Source organism: Streptomyces sp. CRN 30 (genome assembly GCF_034105845.1).
This window is the reverse complement of the sequence record NZ_JAVRHI010000030.1, coordinates 1-15,560: the sequence shown is the minus strand read 5'-3', so window position 1 is coordinate 15,560 and position 15,560 is coordinate 1. Positions and strand designations below refer to the sequence as shown.

At 71.1% G+C, this 15,560-nt stretch carries 13 protein-coding genes; 3 read left to right on the top strand and 10 right to left on the bottom strand.

Annotation, left to right across the window (positions count from 1 at the left end; genetic code table 11):
* Window positions 1–88: 88 nt before the first annotated feature.
* The 4 genes from mycP to eccB all read right to left on the bottom strand — a co-directional run bounded on the left by mycP (window position 89) and on the right by eccB (window position 4,090).
* Window positions 89–1,381 carry a type VII secretion-associated serine protease mycosin gene (gene mycP, locus UW392_RS03340; RefSeq protein ID WP_320773323.1) on the bottom strand — a complete coding sequence of 431 codons (1,293 nt, stop codon included), beginning with the start codon at window positions 1,379–1,381 and terminating at the stop codon, window positions 89–91.
* 145 nt (window positions 1,382–1,526) lie between these two features.
* The gene (locus UW392_RS03335; RefSeq protein WP_320773322.1) at window positions 1,527–1,820 is read right to left on the bottom strand and encodes a WXG100 family type VII secretion target; all 294 of its coding nucleotides are present in this window, start codon (window positions 1,818–1,820) and stop codon (window positions 1,527–1,529) included.
* Between the two features lie 63 nt (window positions 1,821–1,883).
* Window positions 1,884–2,204 (bottom strand): WXG100 family type VII secretion target, encoded by a 321-nt coding sequence (locus UW392_RS03330; RefSeq protein WP_320773321.1) that lies wholly within the window; start codon window positions 2,202–2,204, stop codon window positions 1,884–1,886.
* A gap of 326 nt (window positions 2,205–2,530) precedes the next feature.
* Complete coding sequence (gene eccB, locus UW392_RS03325; protein ID WP_320773320.1) at window positions 2,531–4,090, bottom strand: type VII secretion protein EccB; 1,560 nt, start codon at window positions 4,088–4,090, stop codon at window positions 2,531–2,533.
* A gap of 205 nt (window positions 4,091–4,295) precedes the next feature.
* Between eccB and eccE the strand changes: the two genes are divergently transcribed.
* From eccE to UW392_RS03310, 3 genes are all read left to right on the top strand, one after another.
* Window positions 4,296–5,645 carry a type VII secretion protein EccE gene (gene eccE / locus UW392_RS03320; RefSeq protein ID WP_320773319.1) on the top strand — a complete coding sequence of 450 codons (1,350 nt, stop codon included), beginning with the start codon at window positions 4,296–4,298 and terminating at the stop codon, window positions 5,643–5,645.
* A complete protein-coding gene (locus tag UW392_RS03315) occupies window positions 5,645–6,484 on the top strand; it encodes a hypothetical protein (RefSeq protein ID WP_320773318.1) in 840 nt (279 codons plus the stop codon). The genes eccE and UW392_RS03315 overlap by 1 nt, the downstream gene beginning before the upstream one ends.
* A gap of 567 nt (window positions 6,485–7,051) precedes the next feature.
* Window positions 7,052–9,646 (top strand): SCO5717 family growth-regulating ATPase, encoded by a 2,595-nt coding sequence (locus UW392_RS03310; RefSeq protein ID WP_320773317.1) that lies wholly within the window; start codon window positions 7,052–7,054, stop codon window positions 9,644–9,646.
* A gap of 78 nt (window positions 9,647–9,724) precedes the next feature.
* On the opposite strand, the gene UW392_RS03305 is transcribed toward UW392_RS03310, so the two are convergent.
* The 6 genes from UW392_RS03305 to infB all read right to left on the bottom strand — a co-directional run.
* A complete protein-coding gene (locus UW392_RS03305) occupies window positions 9,725–9,955 on the bottom strand; it encodes a DUF397 domain-containing protein (RefSeq protein WP_320773316.1) in 231 nt (76 codons plus the stop codon).
* 117 nt (window positions 9,956–10,072) lie between these two features.
* Window positions 10,073–11,032: a bifunctional riboflavin kinase/FAD synthetase gene (locus UW392_RS03300; RefSeq protein WP_320773324.1), complete on the bottom strand. Its 960-nt coding sequence runs from the start codon at window positions 11,030–11,032 to the stop codon at window positions 10,073–10,075.
* 384 nt (window positions 11,033–11,416) lie between these two features.
* A complete protein-coding gene (gene truB / locus UW392_RS03295) occupies window positions 11,417–12,322 on the bottom strand; it encodes a tRNA pseudouridine(55) synthase TruB (RefSeq protein WP_320773315.1) in 906 nt (301 codons plus the stop codon).
* Window positions 12,319–12,765 carry a 30S ribosome-binding factor RbfA gene (gene rbfA, locus UW392_RS03290; RefSeq protein WP_320773314.1) on the bottom strand — a complete coding sequence of 149 codons (447 nt, stop codon included), beginning with the start codon at window positions 12,763–12,765 and terminating at the stop codon, window positions 12,319–12,321. The genes truB and rbfA overlap by 4 nt, the downstream gene beginning before the upstream one ends.
* A gap of 55 nt (window positions 12,766–12,820) precedes the next feature.
* The gene (locus tag UW392_RS03285) at window positions 12,821–13,114 is read right to left on the bottom strand and encodes a DUF503 domain-containing protein (RefSeq protein ID WP_320773313.1); all 294 of its coding nucleotides are present in this window, start codon (window positions 13,112–13,114) and stop codon (window positions 12,821–12,823) included.
* 201 nt (window positions 13,115–13,315) lie between these two features.
* Window positions 13,316–15,560: translation initiation factor IF-2 (gene infB, locus UW392_RS03280; RefSeq protein ID WP_320773312.1), on the bottom strand; the 2,245-nt coding region annotated here is incomplete at its 5' end.

The window sequence follows — 15,560 nt, the reverse complement described above, 5'->3', positions numbered from 1 at the left end:
GACGTCCCCATGTCCTTCAGGACACCATTCAGCCTCGTGATCGTGCCCTCGATCTCACTCAGATCGACCCTGTACTGCTCAGCCATGTTCAGCTCCCCGTTGACTGCGTTTTGTTGCCAATGCCCTGCTTGCGCCGCCAGTCGCTCAGCACCCGTCCGCCCCCGAACAGCAGGAGCACCGCGGCGCCCCCCGCAGCCAGTACGTACAGCGCGTACCGTTCCATGCGCTCCTGGCGGGATTCGCCCAGAACCAGGGTGGCGGCCTGGACGTCGGCGGAGTTCCCCACCGCGCCGACCGGGTCGGGTGTCGGGCCTTCGTCGGAGGGTTCCGCCGCGTCCTCGTTGAGGGCGGCGGCCGGGTCGACGACGCCCCAGCCGACGAAGTCGTCGCGGTCCGACTTCGTGCGGGTCGCGGTCTGTTCGATCTGGGTGATGACCTGCTTGTAGGTCCAGTCCGGGTGCTTGGCGCGGATCAGGGCCGCGACGCCCGAGACGTACGGGGCCGCGAAGCTCGTGCCCTGGTCGACGCAGTGGCCGCCCGCGGGGACCGTCGAGACCATGTCGATGCCGGGTGCCGCGACGCCCACGAACCGGCCGGACTGGGAGAAGGGGGCCCGGGCGTTGTTGCGGTCGGAGGCCGCCACCGCGAGGACGCCCTCGTAGGCCGCCGGGTACGTTTCCTTGATCTTGCCGTCCGCGCCGTTGTTGCCGGCCGCGGCGACGATCAGGGCATCCTTGCCCTGGGCGTACTCGATGGCGTCCAGGAAGCCCGCGTGGACCGCCGGGCTCATCTGCGAGGCGGTGTCCTGCGAGACGTTGATGACCTTAGCGTCGGCGTCGGCCGCGGCCTTGATGGCTTTGATCATCGTGTCGACGTTGCCGCTGCCCTGGTCGTCGTTCTGGCGGATCGGGATGATCGTGGCTTCCGGGGCGATGCCTATGAAGCCGCTCTCGTCCGACTTCCGGGCGGCGATGATGCCCGCCACCTTCGTGCCGTGGCCGACCTCGTCGGTCTTGCCGTTGCCGCTCTTCGACAAGTAGTCCCTGCCGTTGACCACGGCGGACCTGAGCTGCGGGTTGACCGCGTCGACGCCGGTGTCGATGACGGCGACCTTGACGCCCTTGCCCTTGGTGTCCTGCCACAGCTGGTCGAGGACGATGCGCTGCAGGGACCAGGGTGTTCCCTTGATGGGGTCCGACGGGAACGAGCAACTGGTGTCGTCGATCTGGAAGCGCACGTCGTCGTCGGCCAAGGTGGTCCGTACGTGCTCCGCGGCGGCGGCCGGCGCGGCGCCCGCGAAAGGCAGCCCGCAGGCGACGACCGCCAGCGCGGCCGTGCTCGCGGCGCTCCGGCGTACGGCGCGCGATCCCCCGGGTCCCACTGTCTTACGTCCTCCCGTTGTGTGCCTGTACGGGCCGTACGGGCGACCGGCCGCGGCATCCGCGGGCGGCCCCGTCCGAACGACCCGGCAACCGCCGATGGGGGCGAGCGCGCCGTCGCGCACCCGCCCCCATCAGGCGATCACCTCAGCCGCCCCAGATGGCGGCGTTCTTGCTCTCGGTGGCCTGGTAGTTCTGCGCGGCGCTGTCGAGGGCCTTGGCGATGGCCTCCAGGGTCTGCTGCATGGAAGCCGCGCGCTGGTCCCACTCGGTCTGCTTGGCGCGGTAGGCGTCCTGCGCGGAGCCTTCCCAGGTGGTGGCGATCTTCTTGACGCCGGCCTCCAGCTCGTCCAGCTGACGGCGGATGTTGTTCGCCGTCGAGCGGACGTCCTGGGAGGCCTGGGAGATCGTCTGGAAGTTGACGAGAATCTGCCCGGACATGTTGTGTCTCCTCAGTTGTGTCGGTGGTCGGTCACGGCCGTGCGGCGTGGCGCACGGGGCCGATCATCCGAACGGGGACTGAGCCGCGATGCTCTGGATGGACGCACGCTGCTCCTCTTCCGAGGCCGCGTAGCTCTTGGTGCTCTGGTCGACCGCTTCCTTGATGTCGTTCAAGATCTGGTTGATCTTGTTGGCATCCTGGTTGACCTGGTTCTGCAGGTTGTTGTACGCGGTGGCCGCCGAGCCCTTCCAGCCGCCCGTGATCGTGTCGATCACGGTCTGCAGGCGACGGATCTCGGACTGAATCGAGGAGTTGACCGAGGAGATGCGACCGCTGAACGCGACCATCTCCTCCTCGGTCATGGTGAACTGCTGTCCAGCCATGTCGTGTCCCCCATGAGACGTAGTAGTTCTGGTCAGATCCGGGTACGGGACGCCGATGACGAGCGGCAGCAACCGTATCCAGTCAGATCTGGTGCCACTCTAATAGCAACCACTGACAGGGTGAACGCCCAAAACGTTCCGTAGCTCGATCGCGATGAGCCCAACTCACTTCATCCACATCTCAGTTCGCCCGCATTCCAGTTCATCCACATCCTGGTTCGTTGATTTCTCAACGAAAGAACGAGAGAACGAGGCGACGAGACGACGAGACGACGACGAGTGGCTGGATCGGACCCACGCAGCCCTTGCGCGGCCCTTACGCGGCGCTACGACCCCTGCGCCTGCTGCGCGTTGCCGCTGCTGAGCTCCGGGCCCGCCGCGAGCAGGTCCGCCCAGGCCGCCGGCACCGAGACCGGGCGGATCTTGTCGTAGCCGAGCCTGACCTGCGCGGTGTTGGTCTGCTCGCCCTCCGCGTCCTCGCCGCCGGTCACCTGGCTGTCGTTCCGTGCCGGGACCGAGTAGCGCAGTCCGGTGTCGGTCACCAGGAAGACGTTGCCGCCACCGGCGTCCGTACCCGTCAGCCGCTTGAACAGCAGGCCGCTGCCGGGTGACACGTAGGTGCTGGAGCCGCTCTGGGCGACGTCCTTCGGGTACTCCTGCGAGGTCCAGACGGTCATCTGCGGCAGGCCGGTGTACTGGTCGTCCTTGCCGTGCCAGATGCTGCACGAGACCTTGTTGCCGCCGGTCTGCCAGTGCGTGTTGGCCTGGGACACCGTCTCCTTGGGCCAGTTGTTCTCCGACTGCCACTCGCCGTCCGCCGGCTGGATGTCGTTGAAGCCGACCTTCACCGGTTCGGGGTTCGCGCCCCCGTACAGACCGCCCACCCAGGTGCTGCGCAGCCACAGTTGCGCCGTGAAGTCGGAGACCGGCTGGACCTTGTCCTCGAGTACGACGTACTTCTGCGTGCCGTTGCCCGAGGGCGCCTCGAGGATGAGTCCCACCTTGGCGAGGTCGGGGTTCAGGCCGACCACGGTCGACGGCTTCCCCGTCCTCTCCCCCAACTTGGGGAAGTCGACCTCGCCGATCACGTTCAGCGTCTTGATGAACTCCGCGCTGACCTTCTGCGGCGTCGCGCCGTCCCCGAAGATGGCGCGCTCCAGCGTCTTCAGGTTCTCCTCGGTGAGCTTCCAGTCCGCGCCACCCATGAGGTAGGCCCGGCCGTCCGAGGTGACCATGTAGCGCGGTCCGGCGCCGCCGGACTCGGCCGGTCCCTCGACGTACAGGGCCTGGGTCTGGTTCAGCTCCTTCTTGCCCTTGTGCAGCAAGGTGTCGTAGTCGTCCTGGTCGAGCACGTACGAGGCGCTGACGGGCTGCCTGTCCTGGCCCTGGCCCGGGGTCTCGCACAGGGCCCAGACCTTGGCCGTCTCCGCGTCCTTGGAGGAGGGGAGCCGGTCCGGTGCGAAGGGGATGCCGACGGTCGCACCCATCGAGTACTTGCTCTCGTCGAGCACCGACTCCTTGATCTTCATGACCTTCGGGCTGTCGCCGCTCAGCAGGAGCTTGGCGGACGCCAGGTTGAGGACCGGGTGCAGGCTGGGCTTCTCCTCGCCCTTGGTCTTCACCAGTACGTAGCGCGTCGTCGAATCGCTGCCGACGAGGATGTTCGCGCCCTCCTTGTCCCAGCCCTTCGGCGCCGTCGGGCTGAGCATCCCCCACGCCCCGAATCCGACGACCACCAGGACCGCCAGGCCGAGGCTCGGCAGGACCGTCTTGAAGGGGCGGGGCGCGGCCTCCTCCGAGCCGTGCGGGGACGGCGCCAGGAACGCCGCCACCGTGCGCCTGCGTGCGAACGAGTAGGCGTTCAGCTCATCCCGTCGTGTCGCCATCGATGGGTCAACTCCCCGTTTTTCGCTGTGCTGCCGTGTGCGCGGATCACCCCAGGCGGCCCGGTGCTTCTGGGGCGTTTGCGCCTGCAGGGGCCCCTACTATGCCGTGTGACGATCGCACCGTACGGTACGGGGTAGCGTGATGGGCCGCCAGCTCGACCAGCGGCCGGACAAGAGCAACAGAGCAAAGGGGTTGTAGCGGGGGATGAGCACTGCGACCAGGTCCCGGCGCCGAAACGGCAGCCGTCGCACGCAGGGGGACGCGCAGGAGGGCCGGGAGCCGGACCGCGACCGACGGGAAGAGTCCTCCGCGGCCCCCGAGCGCGAGCGCCCCGCCGCGCCGTCGCCGGCCAGGCGCCCCGGCAGCATCGGTCCGATCCGCGTCCAGCAACTGGTCGGCCTGGAGCTGGCCGCCGCGGTGGTGCTGATCGGCTGGCTGCTGGGTCCCATCGGTCTGACCGTCGGCATCGTGCTCGCCGTACCGCTGGTCCTGGCCGGGCTGCTGCGCCGGCGCGGCCGCCCGCTGCCCGAGTGGTTCACCACCGGCCGCGCCCTGCGGGACCGCCGCCGGCGCAACTCCGAGCCCGTGCCGCCCGGCACGGACCCCGGTTTCGCGCCGGCCGTCGAGTGCGACCCGGCGCTGCGCACGTACGCCTTCCACGACCGCCAGCAGCGCGAGATCGGCATGGTCGGTGACGGCACCTTCCTCACCGCGCTGGTGCAGGTGCAGGCGGCGGACATTCCCCTGCGCCCCGCCGGCGGCACCCGGGACATCCCCCTCGACCTGCTCCAGGGCGTGCTCGAGGTGGACGACATCCGGCTCGCCTCCGTCCAGGTCGTCCAGCACACCCAGCCCGCTCCGGCCCCGCACCTGCCTCCGCAGGCCATGGCCGTCCGCTCCTACGCGCCGCTGCAGGCCCAGAGCCTGACGCCGGGCATGCGGCTCACCTGGATCGCGCTGAAGTTCGATCCCGAGCTGTGCCCGGAGGCCGTGGAGGCCCGCGGCGGCGGTATGCAGGGGGCCCGGCGGGCGCTGCTGCGCGCCGCCGACCAGCTGGCCAGCCGCCTCACGGGGGTCGGTCTGGAGGCCAAGGTGCTGAGCGAGACGGAGATCGTCGCCGCCGTCGCCACCTCCAGCTGCGTCAACCCGCTGGCCACCACCGGCGGTGCCGCGCTCGACGGCAGCCGATCCGCCCGCCGTACCGCCGAGACCTCCCGGGCCTGGCGCTGCGACGACCGCTGGCACACCACGTACTGGGTCTCCCGGTGGCCGCAGCTCGGCGGGGGCGCGTCGGCCCTTCCCCAGCTGGTCAATTCACTGACCTCCTCCCCCGTGCTCGCGAGCACCTTCTCGCTCACCCTCAGCAGGCGGCGGAACAAGGTCGTGGCCCTGTCCGGGCACGTGCGTCTCACCAGCCGCGGTGAGAACGAACTGGCCGAGGCCGACCAGCACGTGCGGCGGGCGGCGTCCGCACTCAAGACCGGTCTGGTACGGCTCGACCGTGAGCAGTTGCCCGGGGTCCTGGCCACCCTGCCGCTGGGAGGTACTCGCTGATGTCCGCCCCCACCGCCCCCGCTGCCGGCCGTCCCGGCTTCGGAACCTCGGCACCGGCACCGGCACCGGGCTTCCCCGGCCAGCGCCCCGGCCACCTGCCCCGCGAGCCCGAACCGTCGCGGAACGGACCGCACCGGCGCCTGCGGGCGGCCTTCGGTCTGCTCGGCCCGCGGCGCGAACGTCACCTCGTGGACGCGGGCGCGCTCTCGCAGCTGACCCTGCCGGTCGGCGACGACGGTCTGATCCTCGGCGTCGACCCCGCCAACCAGCCCGCGGTGCTGGGACTGAGCCGGCCCACCCGGTTGGACATCGTGCTGGTGGGCGGCGCCTGGATGGCCCAGGTCATCGCGTTGCGCGCCGCGGCGATCGGTGCCCGCGTGGCCGTGGAGACGGCGCGTCCCCAACTCTGGTCGCCGATGGCCCAGGCGGCCGGCGGCGGCCAGCCGTGCGTGACGGTGCACCAGGTGCGGCGGCTGGCCCAGCAGGGCCCGTCCCCGGCCAGCCCGGTGCTCATCATCCGCGACCTGGGCACCCGTCCGCCGCGCAGCCGCATCACCTCGGCACCCTGGCAGTCGGTACTGACCCTGCTCCCCTACCTCGGCCCCACCGCGCCGCGGCTGCTGGCCAACGCCGACATCGTCGGGATCCAGCGGATCTCCCCGCAGGAGGCCGAAGTGGTGGGCAAGGTGATGCGGCTGGGGCAGGAGAACATCACCGCCCTGCCGTCCCTCTCCGACAACGTGGCCCTGTGGGCCACGCAGAAGCACCAGCAGTACGTGATGACCCAGCCCACCGACGCGGAGACCGGCCTCCTCGGGGCCCCGCGCCGGATGGACTGAGTCCCGCCGCACTGCACGGCGGCGGAAGGCAGCGGGTCCGGTGCGGGTGCCTGCCCCTGCGTGCTCCGGGACGCGGGGGTTCCCTGCCGCCCTGCCGGTCATCGGTCATCGGTCATCGGTCATCGGTCATCGGTCATCGGTCAGGCTGGGGTCGCCGATCGATCAGGCTGGTGTCGCCGGCCGTCGGCCTACCCCCGTGTCGGTACGCGGCGCGGGGCCGTACGCGGGTAGCGCGGGCGGGTGACGTCACCGTGAGTCCGCCCGACCCACCGACCTGCCGGGCCGTACCCGCCGGCCGACATACCACCGTTGCGACACCGATGCGCCACCGATGCGACACCGATGCGATGAGGTGCCTGCTCGGCGTGGTTCCGTAGTGACTGACACGTCGCGTTCTCCGGGGTTCGATGCGAACCGGCCACTCATGGGGGCTTTTCCGTCCCGCCATACGAGTGATTAGGCTTCTGGTGATGCGGTGACGATCGCAGTCGCGTGGGACTCGCCACTCGATCCGCCCGGCCGCGACGACGACCATCTCAGCAGCAGTGGCTGACCAGGAGGCAAGCAGTGAACAGGGATCGGTCCGAGTACAACGGCGGCAGCCCTTCCTCGGACGGGGACGATCAGGAGGTGGATCTCACCGGCGAGTTCGAGATCGTCTACACACCTCCAGCCTGGTACGCCCAAGGCCCGACACAGGACGCCGCCACCGCCGAGGCCCAGCAGGACGCCCAGCAGGACGCCGAGCGGACTCCGCCACCGCCGCCCTCCGGACCGCCCGTCGGGCCGCCCACCGGACCCCCCGTCGGCGCCGCGCCGCAGATTCCGACACCACCACAGGTTCCGGCACCACAGACCCCTCAGGACACCTCGGGCGCGCACCAGTACGGCACGGGCGGTACGGCCGGCACGGGTGGTACGGCCGACACGGGCGACACGGCCGGTGCGGGCAGCGACGGGACCACGGACGTACCGGATGTACGGTCCGACGCCGCCGACTCCCCCGCTCCCGCGCACTCGGAACCCACGTCGACGGAACCCACGTCGACGGAACCCAAGTCGAGGGATGCCGCGCCGCCGTCGGAACCCGCACCGGCGGAAGCGGAACCGGAGACCGGACCGGCGCCCGCCGCCGTCCCCGCTCCCGCCGCTCCCGAAGCCCCGCCCACGGCGCAGGTCCAGCAGCAGCCGCAGGTCCAGCAGCCGCAGGCACCCCTGCCCCCCGCACAGACGCCGACGGCACCCCAGTACGACCCGGCGCTGCCCCCGCTGCCCCAGGGGTACGTGCCCGTACAGCCCGCGCAGCCCGTTCAGGGGGTGCCGCAGCAGGCAGGGCAGCCGGACCAGCAGGCAGCGGCGGCCGCCGCACAGGCCGCCGCCGGCTATGGCTACCCCCAGCCGCCCGCGCAGCCGCTGCCCGGTCAGCCCCTGCACCAGGCCCCCGTGCAGGGGTCGTTCGGACCGCCCCAGCCGCTGCCCGGTTACCCCCCGCAGGGCACCCCGCCCGCGCCGGTGGACCCGCGTCAGGCGGCGCCCCAGCCCGCCCCGCCGCAGGCCGGTCAGGTCCCGGCCCCCCTGTACGGCTACCCGCCGCAGGCGCCGCAGGGCGGCCAGCCCCCGGCCGAGCAGCCCCCGGCAGGGCAGTCGCAGCCCGGCGGTTACGGCCACCCGCAGCAGCCCGCCCAGCCGCTGCCCCAGCCTCCCGCGCAGCCGCAGCCCGGTTACGGCTATCCGCCCCAGCAGGACGGTTACGGCTACCCGCAGCCCGCCCAGCCGCAGCAGCCCGCACCTCAACAGCCTCCGGCGCAGCCCATGCCGCCGCAGCAGGCGCCGCAGCAGCAGCCCGCCGTCCCGCCCGCCGCCTACGGCAACCAGGGCGGCTGGACGCCGCCGCCCGGTGCGCAGGCAGGTCCCGGTGCGGCCCAGCAGCAGGGCCCGGCCGGTACTCCCCTCGGCTACAACGCCGCCGTGGAGCTCTCCTCCGACCGGCTGCTGCGCAGTCAGCCGAAGGCGCGCAAGAACAACCAGGGCCCGTCCCGTTTCAAGTTCGGCGCGAAGAAGGAGGAGGCGGAGCGGCAGCGGAAGCTCGGGCTGATCCGTACTCCCGTCATGTCCTGCTACCGGATCGCGGTGATCAGCCTCAAGGGCGGCGTCGGCAAGACCACGACGACCATGTCGCTCGGCGCCACGCTCGCCACGGAGCGCCAGGACAAGATCCTGGCGATCGACGCCAACCCGGACGCCGGCACCCTCGGCCGACGGGTGCGGCGCGAGACGGGCGCCACGATCCGCGACCTGGTCCAGGCGATCCCGCAGCTGAACAGCTACATGGACATCCGCCGCTTCACCTCGCAGGCGCCGTCGGGGCTGGAGATCATCGCCAACGACGTGGACCCGGCGGTCTCCACCACCTTCAACGACCAGGACTACCGCAGCGCGCTCGACGTGCTGGGCAAGCAGTACCCGATCATCCTCACGGACTCGGGCACCGGCCTCCTCTACAGCGCGATGCGCGGGGTCCTCGACCTCGCCGACCAGCTGATCATCATCTCCACCCCTTCGGTGGACGGTGCGAGCAGCGCCTCGACCACACTCGACTGGCTGTCGGCGAACGGGTTCGCCGATCTCGTGCAGCGGTCGATCACCGTGATCTCCGGTGTCCGCGAGACGGGCAAGATGATCAAGGTGGAGGACATCGTCGCGCACTTCGAGACCCGCTGCCGCGGCGTCCTCGTGGTGCCCTTCGACGAGCACCTCGCGGCGGGCGCCGAGGTCGACCTCGACATGATGCGGCCCAAGACCCGCGAGGCCTACTTCGACCTGGCCGCCCTCGTCGCCGAGGACATCGCCCGTACGCAGCAGGGCTTCGGCAACCCGAACATGCAGTACCCGCAGCAGCCCGGACAGCAGGGGTACGCACACCCCCAGCAGCAGCCGGCGCCGCCCCAGCAGCCGTACGGCCAGCAGCCCTACGCGCAGCCCGGCGGCGCCCCCCAGCCGGGGCAGGCGTGGCAGCAGCCCCCGCAGCAACCGCCCGCACCCGGTCAGGGCTGGCAGCAGCCCCCGCAGCAGGCGGCCCAGCCGGACCCGGCGCAGAACCAGGGTCCGACGCAGACCCCGCCGCAGCCGGGTGCCGTACCGCCCGGCTGGATGCAGCAGTAGCGGAACGACCGGTACGAGGCGGGTGGGCCGGCACCACGACGGTGCCGGCCCTCCCGCGTTCACGTGCACACATGCGCTCTACTGCAGGTCGAACTCCCCGTCGCGCGCGCCGAGGACGAACGCCCGCCACTCCGCCGCGGTGTAGCGGAGCACCGTGCCGGGGTCCGCGGAGTTGCGCATCGCGACGGCACCGCCCTCCAGATAGGCGATCTCCACCCGCTCGTCCTGGGGACCGTCAGGGGAGCCGACCCACTCGGCGCCGCTGATGTCCATGGCGTACAGCGCTTCCTTCTCCTGCTCGGTCGCCACCGGGTCCTCTCCGTTCCACCGACCTCATGAACGCGGGAGAGTCTACAACTGGGCCCGTCATCATGGAGGTTCCGAGCGAACCGGTCGAAGTCGCGCTCGAGCCGGTCGGAAGCGGAATCAGGCGACGCCTTCGGAGGCGGCCTCGATCAGTTCGCGGCAGCGCTTCACGTCCGCCGCCATCGCCTCCAGCAGTGCTTCCAGCGTGTCGAACTTCTGCTGTCCGCGCACGAAGGCGAGGAAGTCGACGGCGACGTGCAGGCCGTACAGGTCGAGCCCGACCCGGTCGATGGCGTACGCCTCCACGGTCCGGTCGACGCCGTCGAACTGCGGGTTAGTGCCGACGGAGATGGCGGCGGGCATGGCCTCGCCGCCCGCGTGCAGCCACCCGGCGTAGACACCGTCGGCGGGCACGGCCGTGTGCGGCAGCGTCTCCACGTTCGCCGTGGGGAAGCCCAGTTCGCGGCCGCGCTGCGCGCCCCGTACGACGACGCCCTCGACGCGGTGCGGACGGCCGAGGATCTCACCGGCGCCCTCGACGTCCCCCTCGGCCACCAGCCGCCGGGTCAGCGTCGAGGAGAAGGGCTCGCCGCCGCCCGCCTCACCGGACACGTAGAGGTCGACGACCTCCACCTCGAAGTCGTACGTCCCGCCCTGCTCGGCCAGGAACGTCACGTTCCCCGCCGCCCGGTGGCCGAAGCGGAAGTTGGGGCCCTCGACGACGGCCCGGGCGTGCAACTTGTCGACCAGGACCTTGGCCACGAACTCGGCGGGCGAGAGCTTCGAGAACTCCGTCGTGAAGGGGAGGACGAGCACCGCGTCCACGCCCAGCTCGGCCATCAGTTCGGCGCGGCGGTGGTGCGGGGCGAGCAGCGGGGGGTGGCTGCCGGGGCGCACGACCTCGCTGGGGTGCGGGTCGAAGGTGACCACGACGGACGGGACGCCCAGCTCGCGGGCGCGGTCCACGGCGTGCTTGATGATCAGCTGGTGCCCGCGGTGCACTCCGTCGTAGGAGCCGATGGTGACGACGCTGCGCCCCCAGTCCTGGGGGATGTCCTCCAAGCCACGCCAGCGCTGCACTGTCACTGCTCCTTGTCGAACGTTCGGATCCCGTGCCCGTGATGACACCTGCGGATGCTCGTGCGCAGGTCTAAGACTGCCATGCCGCGTCCTCCCGAACCGCACCGGCATGGTGACCTGTGACGGGCGGCACGCACACGGTGGGACCGCAGCGGGCGAGGTGATGATCGGCTGAACAGCTCATGTGGTGAACGCGCCCCCTCCCACGCCCTCGGTTCACTCCGAGCGCCTGCCCGTCGGGGTGGATGGAGGGGTGCTGCTGGATACACCTCTGGAGGGGGAACCGAGGGGGGACCGTGGAGCGGCGTATCCGGCGATCCCCGTGATCGCCGCTCCACGGGCACTCCGCCGCTCCGCCCTGACACGGCGCCCCGCGCCGTCCCGTCAGCCGAACACGGCGACGCTCCGGGCCCTGCCCTTCTGCTCCTCGACCAGGGCCAGCAAGCGGCCCTCCGGGTCGAAGACCGCCACGGGGCCGGACCCGGCGTACGTCTCGGGCATCTCCAGCCGTACACCGTTCAGCAGCAGGCGGGCACGCTTCACGTCCACGTCCCAGCGCGGGAACGCGGAGGCGGCCGCCTCCGCGACGGGCATGACGGTGAGGGTCTCCTGGAGCTGGTCCAGCGTCTTCGCCGCGTCCAGCCGGTACGGCCCGACGCGCGTGCGGCGCAGGGCGGTGAGGTGTCCGCCCACGCCGAGGCGGGCGCCCAGGTCGCGGGCGAGGGCCCGGATGTAGGTGCCGGAGGAGCAGACGACCGACACGACGAGGTCCAGCACCGGGGTGCCGTCCTCGGCCACGGCCTCGCGGACGTCGTACACGGCGAAGGAGGAGACGGTCACCGGCCTGGCCGGGATCTCGAACTCCTCGCCCTCCCGTGCGCGCTTGTACGAGCGCACCCCGTTGATCTTGATGGCGCTGACCTTGGACGGCACCTGCATGATGGCGCCGGTCAGCTCGGCGATACCGGCGTCGACGGCCTCCCGGGTCACCGCGGAGGCGTCCGTGGACGCGGTGATCTCGCCCTCGGCGTCGTCGGTGACCGTGGTCTGGCCGAGCCGGATCGTGCCGAGGTACTCCTTCTCGGTCAGCGCTAGGTGGCCGAGGAGCTTGGTCGCCCGCTCGACGCCGAGGACGAGCACGCCGGTCGCCATGGGGTCGAGGGTTCCGGCGTGGCCGACACGGCGGGTCCTGGCGATCCCGCGCATCTTGGCCACGACGTCGTGCGAAGTGAAGCCCGACGGCTTGTCGACGATGACGAGGCCGTCGGGCGTGGTGGTCTTCTGGGTCATGCGGTGGTGTCGTCCTCGTCGTCACCCGGCTTCTTGTACGGGTCCGCGTCCCCGGCGTAACTGGCGCCGGAGGCCGCGTCGCGCACCGCCTCGTCGGAGGCGCGCGCCCGGTCGAGGAGGTCCTCGATGGTCCGGGCGTTGTCCGGGAGGGCGTCCGCGACGAAGGTGAGCGTGGGCGTGAACTTCACACCTGCCGCCCGGCCGACCTCGGACCGGAGGATGCCCTTGGCGCTCTCCAGGCCCGCGGCGGCGGACGCGCGCTCCTCGTCGTCCCCGTACACCGTGTAGAAGACGGTCGCCTCCCGGAGGTCGCCCGTGACCCGGGTGTCGGTGATGGTGACGTGGGAGCCGAGCCGCGGGTCCTTGATCCCGCGCTGCAGCTTCTGGGCCACCACCTCTCGGATGAGGTCTGCCAGCCTCTTAGCCCGCGCGTTGTCGGCCACTGGTCCGTCTCCTCGTTCTTCCTGCTGTTGTTCTGTGTTCCTGGTTCACGGTCGTTCAGTCGTCGTCGCCGTGGAAGCGGCGCCGCACCGAGAGCAGTTCCACCTCCGGACGCCCCGCGACCAGCCGCTCGCACCGGTCGAGCACGTCGGTCAGGTGCCCCGCGTCGGCGGAGACGACCGCCAGGCCGATGCCGGCCCGGCGGTACAGGTCCATATGATCGACCTCCGCCGCGCTGACCGCGAACTTTCGCTGGAGCTCGGCCACGATCGGGCGGACGACTGAGCGTTTCTCCTTCAGCGACCGGATGTCGCCGAGCAGGAGGTCGAAGGACAGGGTCCCCACGTACATGTGTGTCCGGATGACCCGCCGGTCCGGGATCGACGCCCCGCCATCCGTATGGGCAGGGACATCGAAACCGTACAACGAACGGGCGGCACGCTCGACGGAGTTTCCTCCGCCCCGGACGGGCCCGTAAAGCCCGACCGGGGCTGTCCGGCAGGGATACCTCCCCGCCGGACAGCCCCAGCCCGGTTCAGCTCACCGCAGGTGTCACGACCGCGGCTTCTCGCGCATCTCGTACGTCGCGATGACGTCGTCGATCTTGATGTCGTTGAAGTTCCCGAGGTTGATACCGCCCTCGAAGCCTTCGCGGATCTCGGTGACGTCGTCCTTGAAGCGACGCAGACCGGAGATGCTGAGGTTCTCCGCGATGACCTTGCCATCGCGCAGCAGGCGCGCCTTGGTGTTGCGCCTGACCTCGCCGGAGCGGATGAGCACACCCGCGATGTTGCCCAGCTTGGACGAGCGGAAGACCTCGCGGATCTCCGCCGTGCCGAGCTCGACCTCTTCGTACTCCGGCTTGAGCATGCCCTTGAGGGCCGCCTCGATCTCCTCGATGGCCTGGTAGATCACCGAGTAGTACCGGACGTCGACGCCCTCGCGCTCCGCCATCTGCGCCGCGCGGCCCGCTGCGCGGACGTTGAAGCCGATGACGATGGCGTCGGAGCCGGTCGCCAGGTTGATGTCGGACTCGGTGACCGCACCCACACCGCGGTGCAGGACGCGGATGTCGACCTCGTCGCCGACGTCGAGCTGGAGCAGCGAGGACTCGAGGGCCTCCACCGAACCGGACGCGTCGCCCTTGATGATGAGGTTGAGTTCCTGCACCAGACCGGCCTTGAGCGCCTCGTCCAGGTTCTCCAGGGAGAACCGGACCCCGCGCCGGGCGAAGTTGGCGTTGCGCTCGCGCGCCGCGCGCTTCTCGGCGATCTGGCGGGCCGTGCGGTCCTCGTCGACGACGAGGAAGTTGTCGCCGGCGCCCGGGACGTTGGTGAGACCGAGGACGAGGACCGGGGTCGAGGGACCCGCCTCCTCCACGTTCTCGCCCTTGTCGTCGAGCATCGCGCGGACCCGGCCGTAGGCGTCGCCGACGACCATCGTGTCGCCGACCCGCAGGGTGCCGCGCTGGACCAGGACGGTCGCGACGGCGCCGCGGCCACGGTCCAGGTGGGACTCGATCGCGATGCCCTGCGCGTCCTGCTCCGGGTTGGCCCGCAGGTCGAGCGAGGCGTCCGCGGTGAGGACCACGGCCTCCAGCAGCTGCTCGATGTTGAGCCCCTGCTTGGCGGAGATGTCGACGAACATGGTGTCGCCGCCGTACTCCTCGGCCACCAGGCCGTACTCGGTCAGCTGACCGCGCACCTTGGTCGGGTCGGCACCCTCGACGTCGATCTTGTTGACCGCGACGACGATCGGGACGTCGGCCGCCTTGGCGTGGTTGAGCGCCTCGACCGTCTGCGGCATGACGCCGTCGTTGGCCGCGACGACCAGGATCGCGATGTCGGTCGACTTCGCACCACGGGCACGCATGGCGGTGAACGCCTCGTGACCCGGGGTGTCGATGAAGGTGATCTTGCGCTCTTCGTCGTTGACCTCGGTCGTGACCTGGTAGGCACCGATGTGCTGGGTGATGCCACCGGCCTCGCCCGCGACGACGTTCGTCTTGCGGATGGTGTCGAGCAGGCGCGTCTTACCGTGATCGACGTGACCCATGACGGTCACGACCGGCGGACGCGGCAGCAGGAACTCCTCGCCGCCCTCGTCCTCGCCGAACTCGATGTCGAAGGACTCGAGCAGCTCGCGGTCCTCCTCCTCCGGGCTGACGATCTCGATGACGTAGTTCATCTCGCCGGCGAGCAGCTGGAGGGTCTCGTCGGAGACGGACTGCGTGGCAGTGACCATCTCGCCGAGGTTCATCATCACGGCGACGAGCGACGCCGGGTTGGCGTTGATCTTCTCCGCGAAGTCGGTGAGGGACGCACCGCGCGACAGGCGGACGCTCTGTCCGTTGCCGCGGGGCAGCATCACGCCGCCGACCGACGGGGCCTGCATGGCCTCGTACTCCTGGCGCCTCTGCCGCTTCGACTTGCGGCCACGACGCGCGGGACCGCCGGGACGGCCGAAGGCGCCCTGCGTGCCACCACGGCCGCCGGGACCACCCGGACGTCCGCCGAAGCCGGGACGGCCACCGCCGCCACCGGGACCACCCGGACGACCGGCGAAACCGCCGCCACCGCCACCGGGACCACCCGGACGACCGGCGAAACCGCCACCGCCGCCACCGGGACGGCCGGCGAAGCCGCCGCCACCCGGGCGACCGCCGCCGCCGCCACCGGGACGACCGCCTCCACCGGGACCGCGGCCACCGGGGCCACCGCCGCCGGGACGCGGGCCCGCAGCGGGACGCTGCGGCATCATGCCGGGGTTCGGACGCGGGCCGCCGGGGCCGCCGCCG